The organism is Caulobacter sp., from assembly GCF_049283275.1.
GTDB lineage: Bacteria > Pseudomonadota > Alphaproteobacteria > Caulobacterales > Caulobacteraceae > Caulobacter.
The window spans coordinates 16,248-40,073 of record NZ_JBAPVS010000292.1 but is presented as its reverse complement, the minus strand read 5'-3'; the positions used below and the strand labels follow the sequence as shown (position 1 = coordinate 40,073).

The 23,826-nt window shown below is 68.4% G+C and carries 18 protein-coding genes; 13 read left to right on the top strand and 5 right to left on the bottom strand.

Going from position 1 to position 23,826, the window contains the following annotated elements:
* Positions 1-649: carbohydrate kinase family protein (locus WAL33_RS16665; protein WP_422182643.1), on the top strand; the 649-nt coding region annotated here is incomplete at its 5' end.
* Here WAL33_RS16665 and WAL33_RS16660 read toward each other — a convergent pair.
* Positions 639-1,907 carry a NupC/NupG family nucleoside CNT transporter gene (locus WAL33_RS16660; protein WP_422182642.1) on the bottom strand — a complete coding sequence of 423 codons (1,269 nt, stop codon included), beginning with the start codon at positions 1,905-1,907 and terminating at the stop codon, positions 639-641. The genes WAL33_RS16665 and WAL33_RS16660 overlap by 11 nt on opposite strands.
* Before the next feature lie 35 nt (positions 1,908-1,942).
* Between WAL33_RS16660 and WAL33_RS16655 the strand changes: the two genes are divergently transcribed.
* The 4 genes from WAL33_RS16655 to WAL33_RS16640 all read left to right on the top strand — a co-directional run bounded on the left by WAL33_RS16655 (position 1,943) and on the right by WAL33_RS16640 (position 6,762).
* Complete coding sequence (locus tag WAL33_RS16655) at positions 1,943-2,140, top strand: hypothetical protein (protein ID WP_422182641.1); 198 nt, start codon at positions 1,943-1,945, stop codon at positions 2,138-2,140.
* Between the two features lie 43 nt (positions 2,141-2,183).
* The gene (locus WAL33_RS16650; RefSeq protein WP_422182640.1) at positions 2,184-4,544 is read left to right on the top strand and encodes a TonB-dependent receptor; all 2,361 of its coding nucleotides are present in this window, start codon (positions 2,184-2,186) and stop codon (positions 4,542-4,544) included.
* 131 nt (positions 4,545-4,675) lie between these two features.
* On the top strand, positions 4,676-5,704 hold the full coding sequence (locus WAL33_RS16645; protein ID WP_422182639.1) for a LacI family DNA-binding transcriptional regulator: 1,029 nt from the start codon (positions 4,676-4,678) through the stop codon (positions 5,702-5,704).
* Complete coding sequence (locus WAL33_RS16640) at positions 5,701-6,762, top strand: esterase-like activity of phytase family protein (protein ID WP_422182638.1); 1,062 nt, start codon at positions 5,701-5,703, stop codon at positions 6,760-6,762. The genes WAL33_RS16645 and WAL33_RS16640 overlap by 4 nt, the downstream gene beginning before the upstream one ends.
* A 20-nt stretch (positions 6,763-6,782) precedes the next feature.
* Here WAL33_RS16640 and WAL33_RS16635 read toward each other — a convergent pair whose 3' ends face one another.
* Complete coding sequence (locus WAL33_RS16635) at positions 6,783-7,412, bottom strand: pyridoxamine 5'-phosphate oxidase family protein (RefSeq protein WP_422182637.1); 630 nt, start codon at positions 7,410-7,412, stop codon at positions 6,783-6,785.
* Positions 7,413-7,456: 44 nt separating this feature from the next.
* Complete coding sequence (locus tag WAL33_RS16630; protein ID WP_422182636.1) at positions 7,457-7,888, bottom strand: OsmC family protein; 432 nt, start codon at positions 7,886-7,888, stop codon at positions 7,457-7,459.
* Between the two features lie 227 nt (positions 7,889-8,115).
* Here WAL33_RS16630 and WAL33_RS16625 point away from each other — a divergent pair, with 227 nt between their 5' ends.
* From WAL33_RS16625 to WAL33_RS16595, 7 genes are all read left to right on the top strand, one after another.
* Positions 8,116-10,383, top strand: a complete 2,268-nt coding sequence (locus WAL33_RS16625; protein WP_422182635.1) for a TonB-dependent receptor — start codon at positions 8,116-8,118, stop codon at positions 10,381-10,383.
* Between the two features lie 8 nt (positions 10,384-10,391).
* Positions 10,392-12,137 (top strand): carboxylesterase/lipase family protein, encoded by a 1,746-nt coding sequence (locus tag WAL33_RS16620; protein ID WP_422182634.1) that lies wholly within the window; start codon positions 10,392-10,394, stop codon positions 12,135-12,137.
* On the top strand, positions 12,134-12,853 hold the full coding sequence (locus WAL33_RS16615) for a TetR/AcrR family transcriptional regulator (protein WP_422182633.1): 720 nt from the start codon (positions 12,134-12,136) through the stop codon (positions 12,851-12,853). The genes WAL33_RS16620 and WAL33_RS16615 overlap by 4 nt, the downstream gene beginning before the upstream one ends.
* An 89-nt stretch (positions 12,854-12,942) precedes the next feature.
* Positions 12,943-14,538 carry an AMP-binding protein gene (locus tag WAL33_RS16610; protein ID WP_422182632.1) on the top strand — a complete coding sequence of 532 codons (1,596 nt, stop codon included), beginning with the start codon at positions 12,943-12,945 and terminating at the stop codon, positions 14,536-14,538.
* An 87-nt stretch (positions 14,539-14,625) separates the two neighbouring features.
* Entirely contained in the window at positions 14,626-15,420 is a 795-nt protein-coding gene (locus WAL33_RS16605) for an SDR family oxidoreductase (RefSeq protein WP_422182644.1), read from the top strand.
* Positions 15,421-15,429: 9 nt separating this feature from the next.
* A complete protein-coding gene (locus WAL33_RS16600; protein WP_422182631.1) occupies positions 15,430-17,172 on the top strand; it encodes an acyl-CoA dehydrogenase in 1,743 nt (580 codons plus the stop codon).
* Between the two features lie 198 nt (positions 17,173-17,370).
* Positions 17,371-19,599 carry a TonB-dependent receptor gene (locus WAL33_RS16595; protein ID WP_422182630.1) on the top strand — a complete coding sequence of 743 codons (2,229 nt, stop codon included), beginning with the start codon at positions 17,371-17,373 and terminating at the stop codon, positions 19,597-19,599.
* 85 nt (positions 19,600-19,684) lie between these two features.
* Here the strand turns inward: WAL33_RS16595 and WAL33_RS16590 are convergent, their stop codons facing one another.
* On the bottom strand, positions 19,685-20,677 hold the full coding sequence (locus WAL33_RS16590; protein ID WP_422182629.1) for a dipeptide epimerase: 993 nt from the start codon (positions 20,675-20,677) through the stop codon (positions 19,685-19,687).
* Positions 20,678-20,813: 136 nt separating this feature from the next.
* The gene (locus WAL33_RS16585; RefSeq protein WP_422182628.1) at positions 20,814-21,482 is read right to left on the bottom strand and encodes a helix-turn-helix domain-containing protein; all 669 of its coding nucleotides are present in this window, start codon (positions 21,480-21,482) and stop codon (positions 20,814-20,816) included.
* A gap of 135 nt (positions 21,483-21,617) precedes the next feature.
* On the opposite strand from WAL33_RS16585, the gene WAL33_RS16580 reads away from it, so the two are divergent.
* Complete coding sequence (locus WAL33_RS16580) at positions 21,618-23,816, top strand: TonB-dependent receptor (RefSeq protein ID WP_422182627.1); 2,199 nt, start codon at positions 21,618-21,620, stop codon at positions 23,814-23,816.
* Positions 23,817-23,826 lie beyond the last annotated feature (10 nt).

Genomic DNA, 23,826 nt, shown 5'->3' with positions numbered 1-23,826 from the left:
GACCTGGATCGGCGACGACCAGGACGGCGAGACCTATCTGGCCGCCTGCCGCGCGGCGGGGGTCACGCTGGATGGCGTCTCCGTCGCCCCCGGCGCGCCGTCGACCCGCTGCCTGCTGATCTACAACGCCGACGGGACCTACGGCTGCCTGCTGCGGTCGGGGCCTTGCCGGCTGACGGACGCTCAGCGGAGGATCGCCGCCGGCGCCGCGTGGCTGGTCGTGGCGGCGGGGCCGCCGGAGGAACTCGGCGCGCTGCTGGATCTCGTGGGGCCCGCCACCCGCCTGGCCTGGATCGCCAAGGACGATCCGGCCTGTTTTCCACCGAACCTCGCCGCGCGCTTGGCGGACCGTGCGGACGTGGTGTTCTGCAACGCCGGCGAACGCGGCTGGCTGGAGACGGCGCGCGCGGCCCCAAGGCCTGTCGGTCAGATGCTGTTCGAGACCCGGGGCGCGGAGGGCGTGCGGGTCGAGGCCGGAGGCGCGGTGTCGGACCTGCCGGTCGCGCCCTTGATCGTCGATGACGCCACGGGCGCGGGCGACACCTTCGCGGGCGCGGCCCTGGCGGTGCTGGTCGGCGGCGGATCGCCCCGGGCGGCGGCCGATGCGGGCATCGCCGCGGCCCGCGCGCTGCTGGCGGCTAGGCGCTGATCAGGCCCATGATCGTGGCGGTCAGGCAGGTGGTCAGGAACGCCGCCGCCAGGGCCTTGAAGCCCAGCTCGACCACCTCGCCGACCTTCTCCGGGGCCATGGACGACAGGCTGCCGATCAGGATCGCCACGCTGCCGACATTGCCGAAACTGGCCAGGGCGTAGGTCAGGATCAGCAGGCTCTTGTCGCTGAGCGCGCCCGGCGGCAGGGCCATCATGTCGCTGTAGGCCACGACCTCGTTGGCGGCGACCTTGGTGCCCAGGATCGCCCCGACCGCCTGCAGGTCGGAGAGCGGCGTGCCGGTCAGCCAGACGATCGGCGTCAGCAGCCAACCCAGGATCGCGCCGAGCGTCAGCGGCGCTCCAGCATGGGGAAGGGCCGCCAGTCCCATGTTGATCAGGGCGATCAGGCCGACGAAGACGATCAGCAGGCCGGCGATGTTGGCCACCATCTTCACCGCGTCCAGCGTGCCGAAGGTCAGGGCCTCCAGGCTGCTGCGATAGGGGCTGGCCAGGACGATCGGCTCCCGGGCCGCGCCCGGCGCGCCCGGAGCGGCCTCGCCCGGGATCATCAGCCGCGCCATGCCGATGGCCATCGGGGTGCTGATCAGCGAAGCGATCAGCAGGTGACTGAAGGCGTTGGGCACCTTGGCGGAGATCAGCGAGCCCAGGACGATCATCATCGAGCCGCCGATCACCGACAGGCCGTCGACCATGATGATGAAGATCTCGGCGCGCGACAGGCGCGGCAGGAACGGCTTCACCAGCAGCGGCGCCTCGACCATGCCCAGGAACACGCAGGCCGAGGTCGAGACCCCGACCGGGCCGCTGACCCCGAACAGCTTGCCGAACGCCCAGGCGGCCGCGCGGACAACCACGATCAGCACCTTCCAGTGCCACAGCAAGGCCGACAGCGCGCCGACCAGCAGGATGGCCGGCAGGGCCTGGAAGGCGAAGATGAAGGCCGCGCCGGGATCCTCGATGCTGAACGGCGCGGGGCCGCCGCCCAGATAGCCGAACATGAAACTGGCCCCGGCGCGCGAAGCCGCCTGCAGGGCGTCGACCGCATGGGTGGCGGCGGCGAAGGCGGCGGTGACGGCGGGGATCTTGGTCAGCAGCAGGGCCAGGGTGATCTGGCAGCCGAGCCCGACGAGCACGGGCCGCCAGGGCAGGGCCCGCCGGTTTTCCGACAGCGTCCAGCCGATCCCCAGGAACACGACGACGCCCAGCAGCGCCCGCGCGGTTTCGTTGTCCGGCATGTCCCCTCCGACCCAGCGTGCGGTGACTCTATAGAGTGAAACGTTTCAAGGAAATAGCGCGCAATCCGGAGTCACGCGCCACCAGCTTGTCAGGCCGCGCCGTGACGATCTGGCCGCCAATTGCCCGGAAAATTCGCGAAATGACGAATGATGGTATGGGATTGGGCGCCGGAGAGCGCGCGGCGGCTTGTGATGAAATTGTCATTGAACTCGGATATGAAACGTTTCACTAAATAGTACCGCATCCGCCGAGGCGGACTTGAGGGGGCTTTGAACATGAAGACGTCCATCTGGCTGGCTTCGAGCGCGTTGTGCCTGGTCATGGCTGCGCCCGCCATGGCGCAGCCCGCCGCGACACCGGTCGCGGCCGAAACCATCGATGAGGTCGTGGTGACCGCCGAACGCTTCGGTTCGGGTCTGGCGCGCGCGACCTTCACCCTCGGCGCCGAGGACATCCAGGAGCGTCCGCTGGGCGCGGAGATCACCCAGGCCCTGGTCAAGGTTCCGGGCGTGCAGGTCTCGACCGGCGACGCCCGCGGCGGCAGCTTCTCGTTCGAGATCTACATGCGCGGCCTGGGCGACGAGCAGATCGGCCTGACGCTGGACGGCATCCCCACGGGGGACAGCCGCTTCAACGGCGGTTCGCCGCCGCAGCGGTTCATCGAAAGCAGCAACATCGGCAAGATCACCGTCTCGCAGAGCGCGGGCGACATCGGCGCGCCGTCGCGCTTCGCCCTGGGCGGCTTCATCGACTTCGTCACCGACGCCCCGCGCAAGGATTTCGGGGCGACGATCGAGGCCGGCGCCGGCTCGTTCGATTTCCGCCGGATCTACGGCCGGGTCGACAGCGGCGAGATCGCGCCGGGCCTCTCCGGCTACCTGACCTATTCGCACCATGAAAACGACGTCTGGGCCGGTCGCGACAGCCGGGGCTCCGAGCGCGACCACTACGAGCTGAAGGTCGTGAAAGCCTTCGACAACGGCTCGTTCGTGAAGGCCCGCGTCTCGTACAACGACCAGACCGACAACGACTTCAACATCGTCACCAAGGGCGAGTTCGAGGCCGCGCCGCGCAGCGACCGCGCGCTTGACGCCATCACCGGCGTTCCGGCCAAGGACATCGATTTCGGCGGGGCCCTGGGCGGCTGGCGCAAGGACTGGCTGACCTACGCCAACAGCCATTTCGTGCTCAGCGACGCGGTGAGCCTGGACGTCAATCCGTACTATCAGACGCTCAAGGGCGAGTCGTTCCGCTACCAGGACCGCCAGCGCGTCCTGACGGGCGGCAATCCGCGCGCGGTGACCGGCTACAACGTCAACGGCGGCGCGGTGCGGCCGACCCTGACCACGATCCGCAACAGCAATGTGGTCGGAGGCCCGGCCGACATGCGGGTCACGCCGCGCGACCGCGATCGCTACGGCGTGACCGGCGAGCTCAAGGCCCGGTTCGGCGGCCACGCCCTTCGGTTCGGCGGCTGGTGGGAAGGCGGCGACTCCACGGAGCGGCGAAACTTCTATCCGATCGTCAATTCGGCCCAGAGCATCGCCTACGACCGCTCCAAGCTGAACTATGTCGAGTACGAGCGCTCGGCCTCGGTCGAGACCACCATGCTGTACGCCCAGGATGAGGTCCGGCTGCTGGACGACAGGCTGAAGGTCGATCTGGGCCTGACCTGGTACGACGTGAAGTACGACGCCAAGTCGCCGCTGGAGTACAAGGCCAACGTCAAGTTCTCGCAGCACTCGGACATCAATCCCAAGCTCGGGGCGACCTACCAACTGGCCCAGGACTGGGAGCTGTTCGGCGGCTACGCCAAGAACTTCGCCGGCATTCCGGAAGACGCCTTCCTGGGCTCGACGGCGGTGATCAATCCCAAGGACCTCGACCCGGTCGAGACGACGAACCTGGACCTGGGCCTGCGCTACGTGAAGCCGAATCTGGCCTTCTCGATCCAGGCCTATGACGTCGACCTGAAGAACAATGTCGGCATCGTTCCGCGCGATCCGACCGCGACCCTGGATCCTGACGAGGTGGTCCGCGGTAACGTCGCGACCAAGGCGGTCAACATCGCCGGCATCAAGACCAAGGGCGTGGAGCTGACCGGCTATTACGACTTCGGCGCGATCGACCTCTACGGCTCGTACTCGCGCCAGGACGCCAAGCACGACGATCCGGCCGCCGGCAGCGACGCCCGCAAGGCCCTGGCCGCGGTCGCCGTGATCGGCGGGGCGGGCGTGCGCGACATCCCCAAGAACAGCGTCTTCGGCCAGATCGGCTGGAAGCCGCTGGCGGGGCTGAAGCTCGACGCCAACGTCCGCTATGTCGGCGACCGCGTCGGCGGGCACATCGTGGCCCCGACCACCTTCCAGGAGATCGGCGTCGAGACGATCGACGGCTACACGCTGGTCGGGCTGACGGCGACCTACGACTGGAAGCGCGCCGGCGGGCCTGACCTGCGGCTCCAGTTCAACGTCGATAACCTGTTCGACGAAGACTACATCGGCGCGGTCAGCGGCTCGACCGCCACCCAGCCGGAGTTCGGCTACACGGCGGCCACGCCCAACAACCGCACCCTGGACCGCTACTTCGTCGGCGCGCCGCGCACCTACACCGTCTCGGTTCGCACGCGGTTCTAGACCACGTTTCGAGGCGCCCTTTCCCCTTGTTGGGCGTCTCGTGCGGGGCGGATCGCGAGGTCCGCCCCGATCCCGTTCTTGACGCTTGGCCTGAAAGCTTTCACCTCCAAGGTGAGCAACGGAATCCCAGCATGGCCAAGTCCGACCCGACGCCGCACGACCCGCCCCGCAGGGCCACCCTCAAGGAGGTGGCAAAGGCCGCCGGGGTGTCGCTGGCCAGCGCCTCCTACGCCATCAACGGCGCGGGCTCGGTGGGCGAGGCCACGCGCGAGCACATCCTGAAGGTCGCCGCCGAGCTGGGCTACCGCCCCAACCAGAGCGCCAAGGCCATGAAGACCGGCAAGACCGGCGCGATCGGCCTGATCCTGCCCGACCTGACCAACCCTTTCTTCCCCAGCCTGGCCCAGGTGGTGATCCAGGCCGCGCGCGCTCACGGATACAGCGTCTTCCTGACCGACACCGAAGGGTCGGCCGAGGCCGAGCAACGCGCGGTCAGCCTGCTGGTGGACCACGGCGTCGATGGCGTCATCTGGTTCCCGATCGCCGACGACGGCCCGATCGGAAGGTTGATCGAAGGGGTGCCGACCGTGGTCTTGGACCGCAACCTGCCGGGCTACGACGTCATCCAGGCCGACTATGCCGAAGGCGGTCGCCTGGCCGCCGAGCACCTGATCGCGGCGGGCCACGTCGACATCGGGGTGATCTCCGGCCCCCACGCCGCCTCCAGCGCCCGCCAGCGCGCCGAGGGGGCGATCGCAACCATCCGCGAGCGCGCCAACCTGGCTTGGCACGTCCACAACGCGTTCTCGCTGGACCTGGAGCCGGCCGTGACCCAGGCGCTGGAGACCCGGACCGCCACGGCGGTGATCGCCGGCGCCGACCTGATCGCCATCGGGGCCATGCGCCATATCCGGTCCATGGGCCTGACCGTGCCCGACGACGTCTCGGTCGTCGGCTTTGACGACATCCCCTGGGCTCAGCTTCATACGCCGGCCCTGACCACGATCGACATGCCGGTCGAAGACATGGCCGCCGCCGCCGTCGAGACCCTGATCCGCCGGATGGCCGCCCGGGGCGAGCCGCGCCGCCGGGTGGTGTTCAACGTCGAACTGATCGCGCGCGACTCCGTTCGCGTCCTCAAAGCGAGCGGTCTTTCGTGAGCTGGGGGGCGCTCCTCGGCCTGGTCCTGAGCCTGAATCTGCTCGGGGCCTTGGACCTGCCCAAGGACCTGGCGATCGACGGCGCGCCGCTGGGCGGAATTTCGGGCGTCGACTACGATCGCCGCACCGGCGAGTGGCTGATGATCTCGGACGATCGGTCGGCCAAGGCGCCGGCCCGCTTCTTCGTCGGCCGTCTGGACTACGACGCCCGGGGCGTGAAAGGGCTGAGGCTTGTCCGCCAGATCCCGCTGCGCCGCGAGGATGGTTCGACCTTTCCCGGGACCGCCGACGCCGGCGAGCGGGCTGACGCCGAGGCTCTGCGCATCGATCCCCAGACCGGCGATCTGGTCTGGAGCCGGGAGGGCGACGCGCCGCGCGGCTTCGATCCCGCCATCGGCCGCATGGACAGGACGGGACGATGGACGGGGACCGTGCCCAGTCCGCCGGCCTTCGGCTTCGATCCCGCCGGGGCTCATGGCGCGCGGCTCAACCAGACCTTCGAGGGCTTGAGCTTCTCGCCGGACGGGCGATGGCTGTGGCTGGCGATGGAGGGGCCTCTGATCCAGGACGGTCCGGCCAGCAGCGTGGCCCAGGGCGGTCTGACGCGCATCACGCGCCTGGACCGGACGGGCCGCGTCTCGGCGCAGTACGCCTATCGCCTGGACCCGATCCAGGCCGCGCCGGCGCGTCGGGGCGACAATGGGATCAGCGAAATCCTGGCCGTCGACGATCGCCGGCTGCTGGTGTTGGAGCGCTCGGGCGTCGAGGACGCGCAGGGACGCTTCAGCTTCCATTGTCGACTCTACCTGGTGGACATTGCGGGGGCGCAGGACGTCGCCGGCCGCGCCAGCCTTGCGGGTCCGGCGCCGCGCGTGCTGACCAAGCGGCTCCTTGTCAATTTCGATCGGGTGGCCGGCGGGGCCGTGAACCTGGAGGCGATGGCCTGGGGGGCGAGCCTCGCGGGGCGGAGGACTCTGGTGCTGATGGCCGACGACAACTTCTCGGCCGACCAGGCCCAGCGCGTCCTGGTGTTCCTCTTTCACGCTCCCCGGCGGTAAGGGCGGCCCGTCGTACCCGTTCAGCGCTCGGCCTGCTGAAGACGGTCTCGCAGGGCGCGGTTCTCGACCTCCAGCGCCTCCAGCTTTTCGTGAAGCGGTTGGACGGCGCGCGCGATTTCGGCCTCCGTGAACCGGGGGACGATGTGCTGGGGGCAGTTCCAGTCGAACGCCGCCAGACGCAGCCGAAAGATCCGCTCGGGCTTGGCGCGATAGCCGGGATCGACGACCTTCTCCAGGAGCGCGGGGTCGGCGTCGAGCGTGAGGCGCTCGGCATGGGCCAGGATCTTGAGCCTGGCGCGTCGGGGATAGTCGACCAGAATCAGGGCCACCCGGTCATTGGCGTCCAGATTGCCGACGCTGATGTACTGGCGGTTGCCGCGGAAGTCCGCGAAGGCGAGCGTGGTCTCGTCGATGACCTTCAAGAAGCCGGCCGGCCCGCCGCGGTACTGGACGTACGGCCAGCCGTTTTCCGACACGCTGGCCATGTAGAAGCTGTCGCGCGCGGCGATGAAGGCCTCTTCGTTGGCGGTGAACGCCTCGAACTGTCGATCGACCTGCCCGGGCGTCCACAGATGGTCGACGCCCATTTCGGCTTGCGCCGATCTCACGCTCGCCGACGTGGCGAGGTCCAGGAAGCTGTATCGGCTCACGGATCGTCCTTCATCGTGCTGGCCTCGCCGCTGCGGGCGGGCCCCTAGTCGACCAGCGCCGCATCCAGCGTGATCTCGGCGTTCAGGAGCTTGGAGACCGGGCAGTTGGCCTTGGCGCCGGCGGCCAGCTTCTCGAAAGTCTCCTGATCGGCGCCGGGGATCCTGGCCTTCAGGGTCAGGTGCGAGGCGGTGATCGCGTAGCCCCCCTCGACCTGTTCGAGCGTGACCTTGGCGGAGGTGTCCATCTGGTCGGCGCGCAGGCCCGCCTCACCCAGCACCAGGGACAGGGCCATGGTGAAGCAGGCCGAATGGGCCGCGGCGATCAGCTCTTCGGGGTTGGAGCCGGGCTGGCCCTCGAACCGGCTGGAAAAGCCGTAGGGGTAGGCTTGCAAGGCGCCGCTCTCGGTCGAGATGGAACCCTTGCCGTCCTTGATGCCGCCGCTCCACGCGGCCGATCCGGTTCTGACGATCTTCATGGCGGTCTCCTTGAACGTCGACGTGGCGCCGACAAGGCCATGATCGAGAACCGCTGGCTTGAACGAAAGCGGCGTTCTCGTTCGGCGGAGCAGATCCTCGGGGCGGCTGTCAGATGCAATACTGACTTACGCGGCAGTCAGTATTGACTCCCATATCTCGACGGTGCGATGGTCCCTCGTTCGCCGAACAGCGCCATCAAGGCGCGGCAGCGACAGGGGAGGAAAAAATGAGCCGATTAGCTTACACGGTGTCGTTGCTCGCGCTGACGGTCGCCGCCGCCGCGCCCGCCGCAGCCCAGACCGTCTCCACGCAGACCGACGCGACCACCGCCAAGGCCGTGACCAATCTCGAAGAAATCATCGTCACCGCGACTCGCCGCAGCGAGCGCCTTCAGGACGTGCCGCTCAGCGTCACGGCCTTCTCGCAGGCCGAACTGACCCAGAAGGGCATCGTCGGCTTCGACGGGATCGCGCGCCAGACGCCCGGCGTCGTGCTCAACAAGGCCAGCGACAACAACGTCAGGTTCACCGTTCGGGGCATTTCCACCAACGGCTGGGGCGCGGGACTGCAGACCACGACCACCATCTATCTCGACGAACTGCCGCTCAGCACGATCGGCAACACGGTGACGCTCGATCCCAGCCTCTATGACGTCGAGCGGGTCGAATTCCTCCGCGGCCCTCAGGGCACCCTGTTCGGGTCGGGATCGCTGTCGGGCGCGCTGCGCGTCCTGACCAAAAGCCCCGACCTGAAGGACTACGACGCCTCGGTTCAGGCCGACCTCGGCTTCACGCCGGATGGCCATGGCGTGCGCCAGCGCTACAACGCCATGGTCAATATCCCGCTGGCCAAGGACACGCTGGGCCTGCGCATCGTCGGCTTCTCGCGGAACGAGGACGGCTACGTCGACAATGTCGGGACGGGGGTCGAGAATTCCAATGCGCTGACCGACTGGGGCGGCCGCGCGATCCTGCTTTGGAAGCCGAACGACCGGCTCAGCGTCCGACTGCTCGGGTCCTACGAGGACAGCGATCCCAAGGACTCCTCGCTGACCTCGCCGTCGCTGGGAGACCGCAAGCGCTACAGCACGGTCCCCGATCAGTACACGTCCAAGACGCAGGTCTATAACGGGACCCTCGACTACCAGTTCGACGGCGCGCGCCTGACCAGCTCATCGACCTATTCGATCGCCGACAGCCTGTTCAACGTCGACCTGGCCGGCACCTTCAACCTGGCCATTCCGTTCTATCTGTATGACAGCTTCAAATCGAAGACCTTCGTCCAGGAGACGCGGCTGGCCTCCGATCCGGGCGGCAAGTTCGACTGGGTGGCGGGCGGCTTCTACCTGCACCGCGACACCGATCTGAACGGCGAGAACCGGTCCAGCGCGGCCTATCTCACCGCCCGCGGCCTCACCGGATTGCCGGGCGCGACCTTCTCCAAGTTCGGCGCCGACACCCGCACCTACGAACTGGCCGGCTTCGGCGAGCTGACCTACCACCTGACCGACAAGCTGTCGGCCACCGGCGGCCTGCGCTACGGCAAGTACGGCGGCAAGGTGGACACCTATCCGGGCTTCAACACGGCCTACTTCACCTATGCGCTGCTGGGCTTGTCCGGACCGCTCGCCATCACGCGCAGCTCGGCGGCGACGACGAAATATCCCTCGGCCGAAAAGGCGTCTTGGAAGGCCAGCCTGACCTACAAGCCGTCGCGCGACCTGACGACCTACGCCACCGTCTCCACCGGCTACCGGACGCCCGTCTACAATTCGCGCGCCGGCAGCGTCAGCACCGTCACCCCGAGCGACCTGATCATTCCGCCGGGCGCCGGCTCGGACAACCTCGTCAACTATGAGGTCGGTCTGAAGGGGCGCTGGCTGGACGGCAAGCTGAGCGCCAACCTCGCGGCCTACTATATCGACTGGAAGAACATCCAGGTTCAGGCCAACCGCCAGTCGGACTCGATCCAGTTCGCGACCAATGTCGGCCGCGCCGCCAGCAAGGGGCTGGAGGCGGAGGTCACCCTCGCGCCGGTCCGCGGGCTGGTGCTGGGGCTGAACGGTTCGCTCAACGGCGCCAAGGTGACGGAGCTCACCCCGCAGGAGGCCGTGATCTCCGGCGCGGTGGATGGCGCGCGGCTAGCCTCGCCGCATGTGCAGGGATCGTTCTTCGGCGTCTATAGCTACGACCTGGGCGACGACGTCACGGGGTTCAGCAGCTTCCAGATCCAGCACGTCGGCTCGTTCCCCAACGGCTTCCCCAACACGCCGGGCAAGACCACGGTCAGCCCCCTGTACGGCTACACCGACAGCTACACCTACGTGAACCTGCAAACCGGCCTGACGTTCGGCAAGCTGACCACGGCCCTCTATGTCGAGAACCTCGGCAACAGCCGCGCGACGGTCTACATTCATCCCGAAGCCTTCGTTTACAGCCGCGACGCGATCCTGCGGCCACTCACGTTCGGCCTTCGGGTGGGCTACGACTTTTGAGCACGGTCATGACGAGGTTTCGGCAGGCGCTGGCTCGACAGGCGCGGGGATACGGACGGGGGCTTGTCGCCTGCCTGTGCCTCGCGGCGGCCGCCTCCCCGGTCGGCGCGCGTGAAATCCAGCCACGGGTTCACGTGCGCCAAGGCGACCTGCAAGGGGTCGCCGCGCCGGCCGGCGGCGTCGTCGCCTACAAGGGCGTGCCCTACGCCAAGCCGCCGGTGGGCGACCTGCGCTGGCGGCCGCCCGTTCCGGCTCCGGCCTGGACCGGCGTGCGTCAGGCGGAGGAGTTCGGGCAGGCTTGCCTGCAGCCTCCGCAATCGCCGACCGGCCTCTATTCCGGCGGCATCGCGTCGCCGAGCGAAGACTGCCTGACCCTCAACGTCTGGGCTCCGGCCGATCCAGGCAAGACCGGCGGGCGCAAGCTGCCGGTCATGGTCTGGATCCATGGCGGCGCGCTGGCGGGAGGCGGCAGCTCCGAGCCCCTGTACGACGGCGTCAAGTTCGCCCAGCAGGGCGTCGTCTTCGTCTCGATCAACTATCGGCTCGGCCTGATGGGCTATCTGGCCCACCCGGCGCTGAGCGCGGAGTCCCCCCGGCGTCTGTCCGGCAACTATGGCCTGCTGGACCAGATCGAGGCGCTGCGCTGGGTGCGCGACAACATCGCCGCGTTCGGGGGCGATCCCGAGCACGTCACGATCGCCGGCGAGTCCGCCGGCGGCCTCAGCGTGATCGCGCTGCTCGCCAGCCCCGAGGCGCGCGGGCTGTTCGACAAGGCGATCGTGCAGAGCGGCTACATGCCGTCCTATCGCGCGCTGCACGATCAGACCCTGGGCCTGACTTCAGCCGAGACGGCGGGCGCGGCCTTGGGCGCGGCGGCCGGCGCATCGGACGCCGCCGCGTTGCGCGCGGCCGATCCGGCGACCTTGTTCATGGCGGGGCTGAAGACCGGATGGGCGCCGGAGCCGGTCATCGACGGCGTCGTGCTCAAGCGGCAGTTGGCCGAGACCTTCGCGCGCGGCGAACAGGCCAAGGTCCCCGTCCTGGCCGGCTTCAACGAGGGCGAGATCCGCTCGCTCCTCTTTCTGATGCCCAAGGCGCCCGACAGCCAAGCCGCCTATGAGGCCGACGTGCGGCGGCGCTTCGGCGCGCAGGCCGACCCCTATCTCGCCGTCTATCCCGGGACCGATCCGAGGGCCGATGTGATGGCCTCGGTCCGCGACGGCCTCTACGGCTGGGCCGCCCAGTATCTGGCGCGCCAGCAGGCGGAGGTCGGGCAGCCGGCGTACCTGTACTATTTCCGGCACAGCACGCCGGCCCAGCGGGCTCGCGACTTGGCGGCCTTCCACGCCAGCGAACTGCCCTACGTCTTCGGCCAGGTCGGGCCGTCGGCCGCGATCGGACCGAACTGGCCACGCCCGCCGCTCACCGTTGAGGAGACGCGGCTGTCGGACGCCATGAGCGGCTATTGGGCCTCGTTCGTCCGCGACGGCGCGCCCACCGCCGCGGGCGAGACGCCTTGGCCGCGCTACACCGTCGACCAGCGCGCCTATCTCGACATCCATGAGCGTCCATCCGCCGAGCGCGATCTTCAGCCCGCCGCGTTCGCCTGGGCCGACGGTCTGGTCGCGGGCCGGCGACAGCAGGCGCGCGCCTGGCGGTACGACATCGGCTATTCGGCCTTCCCACCGCCGACGGCGGACCAGGAGGGACGCGTTGACGTCCCCGTCGCCAAACAGCTACCGGGGAACCGATGAGCAGCACAGATCAAGCCACGCCGGACCACGCGCCGGCGGCGGAACGTCCTCGCACCCGAAACCACAAGGCGCGGGTCCGCGAGGAGTCGATCGAGCGCATCCTCGACGCCGCCGAGCAGCTGTTCGCCGAGTTCGGTTATCACGGCGTCACGCTGAAGGACGTCGCCGCGCGCGTCGGCGTCAGCTCGACGCTGATCCACTACCATTTCAACGGCAAGGACAGCCTCTACGAGGCGGTCTGGGCGCGGCGGGCGCCGATCTCGGCGCGCAATCGTCTGGACGCGATGCGACGCTATGCCGACGAGGTGGGCGACAACGTCACGGTCGAGGGCGCGCTGCACGCCTGGATCGACACCGACCTGAACGTGCAGATCCACGACACCGAGCAGTGGCTGGCGTTCGGCAAGATCAGCGCTCAGGCCAACAGCGCCGCCGGCTGGGGCGCCGAGAAGATGACCAAGTACTTCAATCCGGTCGTCCTGGCGCTGATCGATCTGCTCAAGAAGGCCATGCCCGATTGCGACGAGGAGACGATCTTCTGGGGCTATCACTTCGTGTCCGGCGCGATGACCCACAACATGGCGCGCACGGGCCGTCTCGACGAGCTGTCGCACGGACTCTGCTCGTCCGACGATTTCGTCTCGATCCGGCGGCACATGGCCAGGTTCATGGCCGCCGGCTTCGAGGCGATCCGCCAGGGTCGTGAAACGAAATAGGTTCAAGGGTTTATGGCGCGATCTCTCGATCGGGATCCGCGACCGGACGGCGACCGATCCGGCGCCCAGTCAATGAGTAACGACGTACGATGAACACCGCCTCGCCCGCCGGCGCGATGCAGCCCTATGCGCTGACGCTGGACCGTTTCATCGAGCACGCGGCCAAGTGGCACGGCGCCGTCGAGGTCGTGACCGGCGGCGGGGCAGGGGCCCGAACCAGCTATTCGGCGCTGAGGGATCGCAGCAACCGGCTGTCGGGCGCGTTCCGGGCGCTGGGCCTGGAGCCGGGCGACAATCTGGCCGTGCTCGCCTGGAACAGCCAAGCGCATATGGAGTGCTGGTACGGGGCGGTGGGGATCGGGATCGTCTGCCACACGCTCAATCCGCGACTGTCGCCCGCGCATCTGGCGGAGATGATCGGGCAGGCTGCCAACCGCGTGCTGGTGATCAGCCCCGACCTGACGCCGCTGGCCGAGGCGCTGATCGCGCTGTGTCCCACGCTCGAGCATGTCGTGGTGCTGGAAGAGCCTGGCGCCGAAGTCTCGCTGCCGAGCCGCGGGCGCGTCGTCGCCTGGCGCTACGAGGATCTCCTGCGGGACTTGGGCCAGGACGCCGACTGGGGCGGGTTCGACGAGAATGCGCCGGCCGGGCTGTGCTTCACCTCCGGCACCACCGGCGCGCCCAAGGGCGTCACCTACACCCACCGTTCCAACTACCTGCACACCGTCCACCAACTGCAGGCCGACGCGGCCGGCCTCGGCGCGAGGGACTCGCTGCTGATCGCCGTGCCGATGTTCCACGCCAACGGCTGGGGCCTGCCCTTCGCCGGGCCGGCGGTGGGGGCCAAGCTGGTCTTGCCCGGCCGCCACCAGGACGGGCCCAGCCTCGCCGGCCTGATCAACGCCGAGGGCGTCACCGTGGCGGCCGGCGTGTCGACGGTCTGGCTGGGCCTGGTCGATCATCTCGACCGGACGGGGGAGCAGGTCCCGTCGCTGCAGCGGATCATGCTGGGCGGATCGCCGACCCCTCAGGCGCTGTTGGACCGTCTCGAGCAGCGCCTGGGGGTCAAGGTCCAGACCAGTTGGGGCATGACCGAGCTGTCGCCTCTAGGGGCCGTCACTCCGGCGTCAGCCTCGGTGCGCAAGGCCTCGCAGTCGGGACGTCCGCCGATCGGCGTCGACCTTCTGCTGACCGACGCCGACGGGGCGCCGCTGCCGCGGCAGCGAGGACATGAAGGGCGGCTGCGCGTGCGCGGCGCCGCCGTGATCGAGCGCTATTTCGGCTATGACGAACCGGCCGTCGACGCCGACGGATGGTTCGACACCGGCGATCTCGCCGTCATTGATGACGAGGGCAATCTCAGCATCACCGGCCGCGCCAAGGATCTCATCAAGTCGGGCGGCGAGTGGATCAATCCCGTCGAGATCGAGGCCATCATCGGCGCCTTGCCCGAGGTGGCGCTGGTCGCGGTCGTGGCCCGGGCGCACGCCAAATGGGGGGAACGCCCCATCCTGGTCATCCAGCCGCGCAAAGGCGCCGAGATCGCCGACCAGGCGCTGCTCGACATCCTGCGCGCCCGCGTCGCGCCCTGGTGGCTGCCCGACGCCATCGTGCGCGTGGCGGCGATGCCCCTGGCGACGACCGGAAAGATCGACAAGGCGCGCTTGCGGGCCGAGCATGGCTGAGTTTCGTCAGGACGCCCAGGCCCAGGGCTCAACACGTCGCGCGCCTCGTGCGCGGCTTTCGAAACGGGGGATAGAGGAATGACCGACATGGCTGGATCAGCGCCGGGGGCTCTAAGCCGCCTGTTCAACCTCACCGGTCGGGTGGCGATCGTCACCGGCGGGTCGCGAGGCCTGGGCCTGCAGATCGCCAGCGCCCTGGGCGAGTTCGGCGCCGCGGTCGCGCTGGTGGCCCGCAAGCAGGCCGAGCTCGACGAAGCCGTCGAACACCTGACCGGGGCGGGGATCAAGGCGGTCGGCTTCGCCGCCGACCTCGGCGCGCCGCAAGCCGCTTCGGCCCTGACCGAGCGCGTGCTCGGACATTTCGGCCGGATCGACATCCTGGTGAACAACGCCGGCACGGTCTGGGGCGCGCCCGCCGAGGACTATCCGCTGGAGGGCTGGAACAAGGTCATCGACCTGAACGTGACCGGCCTGTTCCTACTGACCCAGGCGGTGGCGCGCGAGGCCTTCCTGAAGCAGGGCAAGGGCGCGGTGGTCAATGTCGCCTCGATCGAGGGCTTGCAGGGCCACCATCCCGATCAGCTGGGCACGATCGCCTACAACACCGCCAAGGGCGCGGTCATCAACATGACCCGCGCTCTGGCCGCCGAATGGGGACCGCGGAACATCCGCGTCAACGCGCTGGCCCCCGGCTATTTCCCCTCGAAGATGACGATGACGACCGTCGCGGCGCATGGCGACGAGATGCTGCGCCAGACGCCGCTCGGCAAGCTGGGCGGCGACACCGATCTGATGGGAGCGGCCCTGTTGCTGGCCTCCGACGCCGGCGGCCATATCACGGGCCAGACCCTGGTGATCGACGGCGGCGCCACCGTCATCTGAGGTTTCGAAATGACCACTCCGCTTCTTGAGCGTCGCGACGTCGATTTCCTGCTCCACACCTGGCTGAAGGCCGAGACCCTGGCCGACCGCGAGACGGTCGATGCGATCCTGGATCTTTCAGAGACGCTGGCGACGGAACAGTTTCTGCCCCACTTCAAACGGAACGACGTCGAAGAACCACGCCTGGAGAACGGCGAGGTCCGCATCTGCCCGGCGATCGGGGACGCGCTGGCCCAGTACGCGGAGCTGGGTCTGTTCTCGGCGGGATTTTCGGAGGCGGAGGGCGGGCTGGCTCTGCCCTATCTGGTCTGCGCGGCGTCCTTCGCCTTCTTCGCCGCCGCCAATGTGGCGACCGCCGCCTATCCGATGCTCACCGTCGCCAACGCCCGCCTGATCGCCACGTTCGGCGACGCCGCTCAGTTCGAGACCTTCGCCCGGCCCCAGATCGAGGGTCGCTGGTTCGGGACGATGTGCCTGTCCGAACCCCAGGCCGGGTCCAGCCTCGCCGACGTCCGCACCAAGGCCTTGCCCGACGGCCGCGACCCCCTCGGCGACCGCTATCGCCTGGTCGGCAACAAGATGTGGATCTCAGGCGGCGACCAGGACGTCAGCGAGAACATCGTCCACCTGGTGCTGGCCAAGACGCCGCTGGAGGACGGGTCGCTGCCCGAGGGCACGGCCGGGATCTCGCTGTTCATCGTGCCGAAGATCCTGCTGGACGGCGCCCGCAACGACGTGACCGTGGCCGGTCTCAATCACAAGATGGGCTATCGCGGCACGGCCAACTGCCTGCTCAATTTCGGCGAGCGGGGCGGGGCGACGGGCTGGATGGTCGGCGCGCCCGGCCAAGGCCTGCGCCAGATGTTCCAGATGATGAACAAGGCCCGGATCGGGGTCGGGCTCGGCGCCGCGGCGCTGGGCTATCGCGGCTACCAGCTTTCGGTCGCCTATGCGCGCGAGCGGCTTCAGGGCCGCCTGGTCGGCCAGCGCTCGGGTCCGCCCGTCGCGATCATCGAGCATCCCGACGTGCGCCGGATGCTGCTGCAGCAGAAGTCCTATGTGGAAGGCGCGCTGGCGCTTTGCCTCTATTGCGCCCGGTTGGTGGACACCGCCGAGCGCGCCGACGACGCGGCCTTGCTGGGCCTGCTGACGCCGATCGCCAAGACCTGGCCGTCGGAATATGGCCTGGCGGCCAACGACATCGCCATCCAGATCCACGGCGGCTACGGCTACACGCGCGATTTCGACGTCGAGCAGCTGTGGCGCGACAACCGGCTCAACCCCATCCACGAGGGAACGACCGGCATCCAGGCGATCGATCTGGTCGGACGCAAGATCCTCCAGGATGGAAGCGGCTTGCCCGTGCTGGGGCGCCGGATCGAGGCGACGGTTCAGGCGGCGGGCGCGGTTCCCGATCTGGACGGCCACGCCGCGGCGCTGTCGGCGGCGTGGCGGTCCATGACCGACGCCATCGAGACCCTGCGCGCCGGCGAGGGGCGGTCGGCCTTCGACAATGCAACCCCGTTCCTCTGGGCGTTCGGCCACGTCGTGGTGGCCTGGCTGTGGTTGGACCAGGCGGTGGCCGCCGCCATGCTCGGCCAATCCAGCGCCGCGGATCGCGACCTTGTCGACGGCAAGCTTCGGGCCTGTCGATATTTCTTCGAATGCGAACTTCCCAAGGCGGGCCTGCTCCTGACCTTCGTGGCCTCGCGAAGCGACGTCGCGTCCGGCGCCTCAACTCGAATTTTCTAAGATCGCCGCATCACTTCCCGCCGGTCCGCGACCGTCCGCAAGACATTCACACGCTTGATAGTGAGTGTTGACTCTAGCGGAATCCAGGTGCAGCTTCCCCGCGTAGCGTCGGCATTCACGATCGACGCACGGGGAGAGAAGCGCATGAAGATCAATCTTCTAGCGTCGGCCTGCGCCGCCGCTCTGGTATCGACATCCATGGCTGCCCAAGCGCAGACCGCGTCCAGTCCGGCCGAGGCGCAGCAAGCCTCCGCCAAGGCCGCCGACGGCACCTTGCTCAACGAGGTCATCGTCACGGCCACCCGCCGCAACGAGCGCCTGCAGGACGTGCCGCTCAGCATCACCGCCTTTTCCCAGAAGGATCTGACGGCCAAGGGCATCGTCGGCTACGAGGGGCTGGCGCGCGAGACGCCCGGCGTGGTCCTCAACAAGCCCACCGCCAACTTCAACAACTTCACCGCCCGGGGCATCGCCACCAACGGCTACGGCGCCAACCTGCAGAGCACGGTCGCGATCTATATCGACGAACTGCCGATCTCGACGATCGGCAACACCACGGTGCTCGACCCCAATCTTTACGACCTGGAGCGGGTTGAATTTCTCCGCGGGCCCCAGGGCACGCTGTTCGGATCGGGCTCGCTGTCGGGCGCGCTGCGCATCCTGACCAAGAGCCCCGATCTCGATGCGTACGACGCCTCGGCCCTGGTCGACTTCGGGCTGACGGGGTCGGATTCCCTGCGCCAGCGCTACAACGGCATGGTCAACATGCCGATCATCAAGGACGAACTGGCCCTGCGCGTCGTCGGCTTCTACCGACACGAGGAAGGCTATGTCGACAACCTGGGAACCGGGATCCACAATTCCAACACCCTGGTCGACGGCGGTGGGCGCGCGACCCTGCTGTGGAAGCCGACCGACCGTCTGTCGGTCAAGCTGCTGGGCTCCTACGAGAAGAGCAATCCCAAGGACTCCTCGCTGATCATCCCCTCGCTGGGCCGCAACAAGCGGATCAGCGATCGGCCCGACCTCTTCGTCGGCAAGCTGACCAGCTACAACGCCACGGTCGACTATCAATTCAACGGCGCCCACCTCACCAGTTCGACGACCTATTCGAAGTTCGACCAGAAGTTCTGGGTCGACCTGGCCGGCACCTTCGGCGCGGCCGGGATCGCCTTCGGGCTGGACGCCAACGGCTATCAGAACACCTTCGTGGAGGAGGCGCGCCTGGCGTCCGATCCCGGCGGCAAGTTCGACTGGGTGATCGGCGGCTTCTATCTGGATCGCCGGCTGGACGTGGACTACTTCTACCGTTCCTCGCCGCAGTACCTGGCCGCTCACGGCATCACCGGCCTGCCGGACGAGTACTATCAGCGCCAGTACACCCACATCAATTCACACGAGAAGGCCGGCTTCGGCGAGCTGACCTATCACATCAACGACAAGCTCTGGCTGACCGGCGGCCTGCGTTACGGCGGCACCGACGCCCAGGGCTTCACCGAGGGCGGCTACAACAGCGCCTATCTGACCTATGCGCTGTTCAACATCTCGGGGCCGCTGGCCATGACGCCGATCGCGCCCGCCGAGGGCGTGAAGGCCAAGGCCACCAAGCCGTCCTACAAGCTCAGCCTGTCGTACAAGCCGTCGCCGAGCATGACCTCCTACGCCACGGTGTCCACCGGCTTCCGCACCCCCGTGGTCAACGCCTTCGCGGGACGGCCCAGCGTGGTCAATCCCAACGACCTGATCATCCCGTACGGCGCCTCGTCGGACGACCTGACCAACTATGAAGTGGGTTTGAAGGGCCGCTGGTTCGACGGCGTGCTCAGCGCCAGCGTGGCGGCCTATGTGATCGACTGGAGCAACATCCAGGTCCAGGCCAACCGCGTCTCGGACTCGGTCCAGTTCGCGACCAATATCGGCGGCGCGATCAGCAAGGGCGTGGAGTTCGAGGCCGTAGTCCTGCCGGCGACCGGCCTGAGCGTGGGGCTGAACGGGTCGTTCAACGACGCCAAGGTGACCAAGCTGACGCCGGCCGAGGCGGCGATCTCCGGCGCCGTCGACGACGCCCGCCTGTCGGCCCCGCACTTCCAGGGCTCACTCTACATCAACTACGGCTTCGACCTGTCGCCCAAGGCCAGGGCCAACGCCTCGGTGGTGTTCCAGCACGTCGGATCCTATCCGGGCTCGTTCCCCAACGTGCCGGGGGCGCCCACCCGGGTCAGCCCGACCTACGGCTTCACCGACGCCTATGAGAACGTCAACGCCACGTTCGCGGTGGCGATGGATCGGGCGACCATCGGCGCCTATGTCGAGAACATCTTCGACAACCACTCGATCACCTATGTCCACCCCGAGGCGTTCCTGGCCAGCCGCAACGCGACCCTGCGGCCGCGGACGGTCGGCGTGCGCCTGAGCTACGACTTCTAACGGACGGCCCCCGACACCGTCGTTGCGTCCCCGGCCGTGCCTCGCGCACGGTCGGGTCCGCGCCCCGCGGCGGATCCGAATCCGATCAGCCGTGCCCCCAGATGTCGCTTCGGACCATGATCTGTCCGTCGGCATAGAGCGACGGCGCCAGCCGGTCGTCCGGCAGGAAGATCGGCCCATCCAGATCGACGATGTCGCACAGCTGGCCCAGGACGAAGGCCGGCGCCGTCGACAGGGTCGAGCCGCCCATGTTGCCGACCATGACGCCCAGCCCCATGCGGCGGGCCTGGGCGACGATCATCAGGCCCTCGGTCAGGCCCCCGCACTTGTCGAGCTTGATGTTGACGACATCGAACCGCCCGCCCAACGCCTCCAGTTCCGCCAGGCTCTGGATGCTTTCGTCCGCCGCCACGGGGATCGGTGATTTCCAGCCGTCCAGCAGGGCCTCGGCCCCGCGCGCCACCGGCTGCTCCAGCAAGGCCACGCCGCAGTCGACCAGCATCGCGACCAGGGGGTCGAGATCCTCGCCGCCATAGCCCTGGTTGGCGTCGACGCCCAGCCAGACGTCGGGCCGGGCCTGCCGCACGGCGCGCACGCGCTCGGTGTCGGCGGCCAGGTCCCCATCCAGCTTCAGCTTGATGGCCTTGGCCTGGGCGAACTCGGCCAACTGCTCCAGCAGGATCGCCGGCGGTTCGGCCGGCAGGGTGAAGGTGGTCGTCAGCGGCCGGGGCGGCCCGACGCCGGCCAGGGCCCAGACGGGAACGCCCTGCTCCAGCGACTCCAGCTCCCACAGCGCGCTGTCGATGGCGTTGCGCGCGCCGCCAGGCGGCAGGACGGCGAGAAGGTCCTGCCGGTCGATCCCGTCTTCGATGACCCGGCGATGATCCTCGATCTGGCGCGCCATCTCGTCGGGGCCGTCATTCAGATAATAGACGCCCGCCGCCTCGCCGCGTCCGGTATGGCCGCCGCGTTCGATGGACGCGACCACGGCCGGCATCGCCTCGAACAGATAGCCGGAAATCCGGAAGGGCTTGCGAAAGCGCATCGCCTCGCGACGCAGGGTCAGCGAGGCCTTCATGCGAAAACCGCCCGCGGACGGCGTTCCGGAAGGGCGTTGCGGACCAGACCGGCGGGGCCGCGTCGGAAGGGAAAATGACGGATATCCATGCCGCCACCATTTCATGGCGACATTGATGTTTCAATATCTGAAACACTTATTCATGGGCCGGCTTCGGATTCTCGGCCGGCGGCGGCGTCGACCGCAAGTTTTCGCCGGCCGATTGCGCCAGGCGCTGAATGCCTTCGCCGGCGCACACCGAAAGCACCCGACAGGGTTCGTCTCCCACGCGGACATAGGCGTGGGCCATGGCGCTGTCGAAATAGACGGAATCGCCCTCGTTCAGCGGCAGCGGCTCGTAGAGGTCCGAGTGCAGCTCCATGCGGCCGGTCAGGACGTGCAGATATTCCTCGCCGGCGTGGCGAACCATGCCGCCCATTTCCTCGACCGTGTGGGCGGTGACGTCGACGATGATCGGCACCATCAGTTTTCCGCGCAGCTCGGCCGCCGGATAATAGTGCAGATGGCGCTCGGAGGCGGTGCTCGGCCACTGGCCGGCCCGCGCCACGCTGCGACGGCCGACGGCGGCGGGGCGGGAAGGGGGCGGCGCGCCGGAGACCAGCAGGCTGATGTCGACGCCCAGGCCCTGGGCCAGTCGGCCCAAATAGTCATAGGTCATCGACATCTTGCCGTTCTCGAGTTTCGACAGGGTCGAAAACGGCATGCCGATGCGGGCGGACAGGGCGCGCAGGGACAGGCCTTGCTCTTTTCTGGCCGCGCGCAGCGCCGCGCCGGGACTTGGATCGGTCTTCTTCAGGTTCGTCATCCGGCGCCTCGTTGCCTCAAAACTAGCCGAACGGGCGCTGGAAGGGAATGTCACGAGCCTGTCTTCGAAACATGTTGCAAATACAGAAACACGTGCGATGGTCGATCCGCATTGGGGGCAATGGGGTCGATGGCTATGGCGCGTAATACGGCTAAGCTCGCGGCGGTCGCCGCACTCTGGGCGGGACCTCTGGCCGCCCAAACCCTTCCAGCGGCCGCTCCGCCGCGTGGGGCGGACTCGGCGGTGCTGGACGAGATCATCGTCACCGCCCAAAAGCGCGAGGAGCGCCTGCTCGACGTGCCCCAGTCGGTGTCCGTCCTGTCGGCCCAGACCTTGGCCCAGGTCCACGCCGAGCGTTTCTCCGACTATTTCACCCGCATCCCCAGCGCCGCCATCGTCGAGACCCAGGCGGGCCAGGCGCGGCTGTTGCTGCGCGGCATCAACACCGGCGGCGTCGGCGCGACCGTGGCCACCTATGTCGACGAGACGCCGTACGGGTCGGCCACCGCCCTGGCCAACGGCGCGGTCCTGGCGCCCGACATCGATCCGTCCGACCTGGAGCGCGTCGAGGTGCTGCGCGGCCCGCAAGGCACGCTCTACGGCGCCAACTCCCTGGGCGGCCTGGTCAAGTACGTGACCGCGGCGCCCAGCACCACGGCGACCCTGTTCAGCGCCGAGGTCGGCGTCGAGGACGTCTCCCACGGAACGACCGGCTGGTCGGTGCGGGCGGCGGGCAATCTGCCCCTGTCGGACACCTTCGCGGTGCGGGTCAGCGGATCGTATCGCGAGGATCCGGGCTATATCGACGATCCGCGCCTGGGCCGCGACGTCAATGACGGCGAGACCTATGGTGGACGCGCCTCCATCCTCTGGCGTCCGATCACCGACCTGACCGTGCGCGCCTCGGCGGTGGCCCAGAACATCCGCAGCAACGGTCCCAACGGCGTCGACGTCGATCCGGTCACCCTGGAGCCGGTCTCGGGCGCGCTGGTCCAGAACCGCACGGTGCGCGAGCCCAACGCCATCGACTATCGGATCTACAACCTGACCGCGGAATACGACTTCGGCGCGGTGGCGCTGACCTCGGCGACCAGCGCGAGCACGCTGGACCAGGTCCAGGTCCAGGACGCGACCGGCGTCTACGGCGAACTGCTGACCGACGCGTTCGGCGCCCCCCTGGGCGCGCCGCTCGATCAGGTCATGAACCAGAAGCGGTTCACCCAGGAGCTGCGGCTGGCCTCGTCGGGCGTCCGGTCCCTCGAATGGACGCTCGGCGCCTACTACACCCGCGAACGCAACCGGCTGGATCAGACCCTGTTCGGCGTCGACGCCGACACCGCCGCGCCGGTGGACGATCTGTCGGAACTGTTCCTGGTCGGTCTGGGCTCGCACTATGACGAGTACGCCGGCTTCGCCAACGGCACCCTGCACCTGTCGCCCCGGTTCGACGTCAGCCTGGGCGGCCGCTACAGCCATAACCGCCAGAGGGCAGTGCAGACGACCTCGGGTTTGTTGGCCGGTGACGACCTGGCGTTGGACGCCAACTCGTCGGACAACGTCTTCACCTACTCGATCGCGCCGGCCTTCAAGCCCAATCGCGACACCACGATCTATGCCCGCATCGCCCGAGGCTACCGGCCCGGCGGCCCCAATATTCTGCCGCCCGCCGCCCCCACGGCCGTGCCGCGCCAGTTCGGCGCCGACACCACCACCAATTACGAACTGGGCGTCAAATCCGAGCTCCTGGACCGCAAGCTGTCGATCGAGCTGACCGGCTTCCTGATCGACTGGAAGAACGTGCAGCTGCTGGCCGACGTCGGCGGTTTCGCGGTCAACACCAACGGCGGCAGCGCCCGCAGCAAAGGCGTCGAGCTGGCGCTGATCGCCCGGCCGACCCGCGGTCTCACCCTGGGCGCCAACGGCGCCTATGTCGACGCCGAGCTGACCGAGGACGCCCCCGAGCTGATCGGCGGCGTCGCGGGCGACTGGCTGCCCTATGCGCCGCGCACCGCCACGACCTTCAGCGCCGACTACGAGCGCCCGTTGACCGCCAAGGTGACCGGAAGGGCCGGCGTCAGCTGGCGCCATACCGGCAAGCGACGTTCGGATTTCGACACAACCTATGGCCAGCGCCGTCTGGAGGCCTTCGACGTGGTCGACGCCTATGCCGGCGTCAGCATCGAGCGCTTTCGTATCGAGGCCTTCGCCCGCAATCTGACCGACAGCGACGGCATCGTCGCGCTGGGCGGGCCCGGCACGGCCCCGGACGGCGCGGCCTCGGCGGCGGTGGTCCGGCCGCGCTCGTTCGGCGTCACGCTCGGCGTTCGGTATTAATCCCATGAGG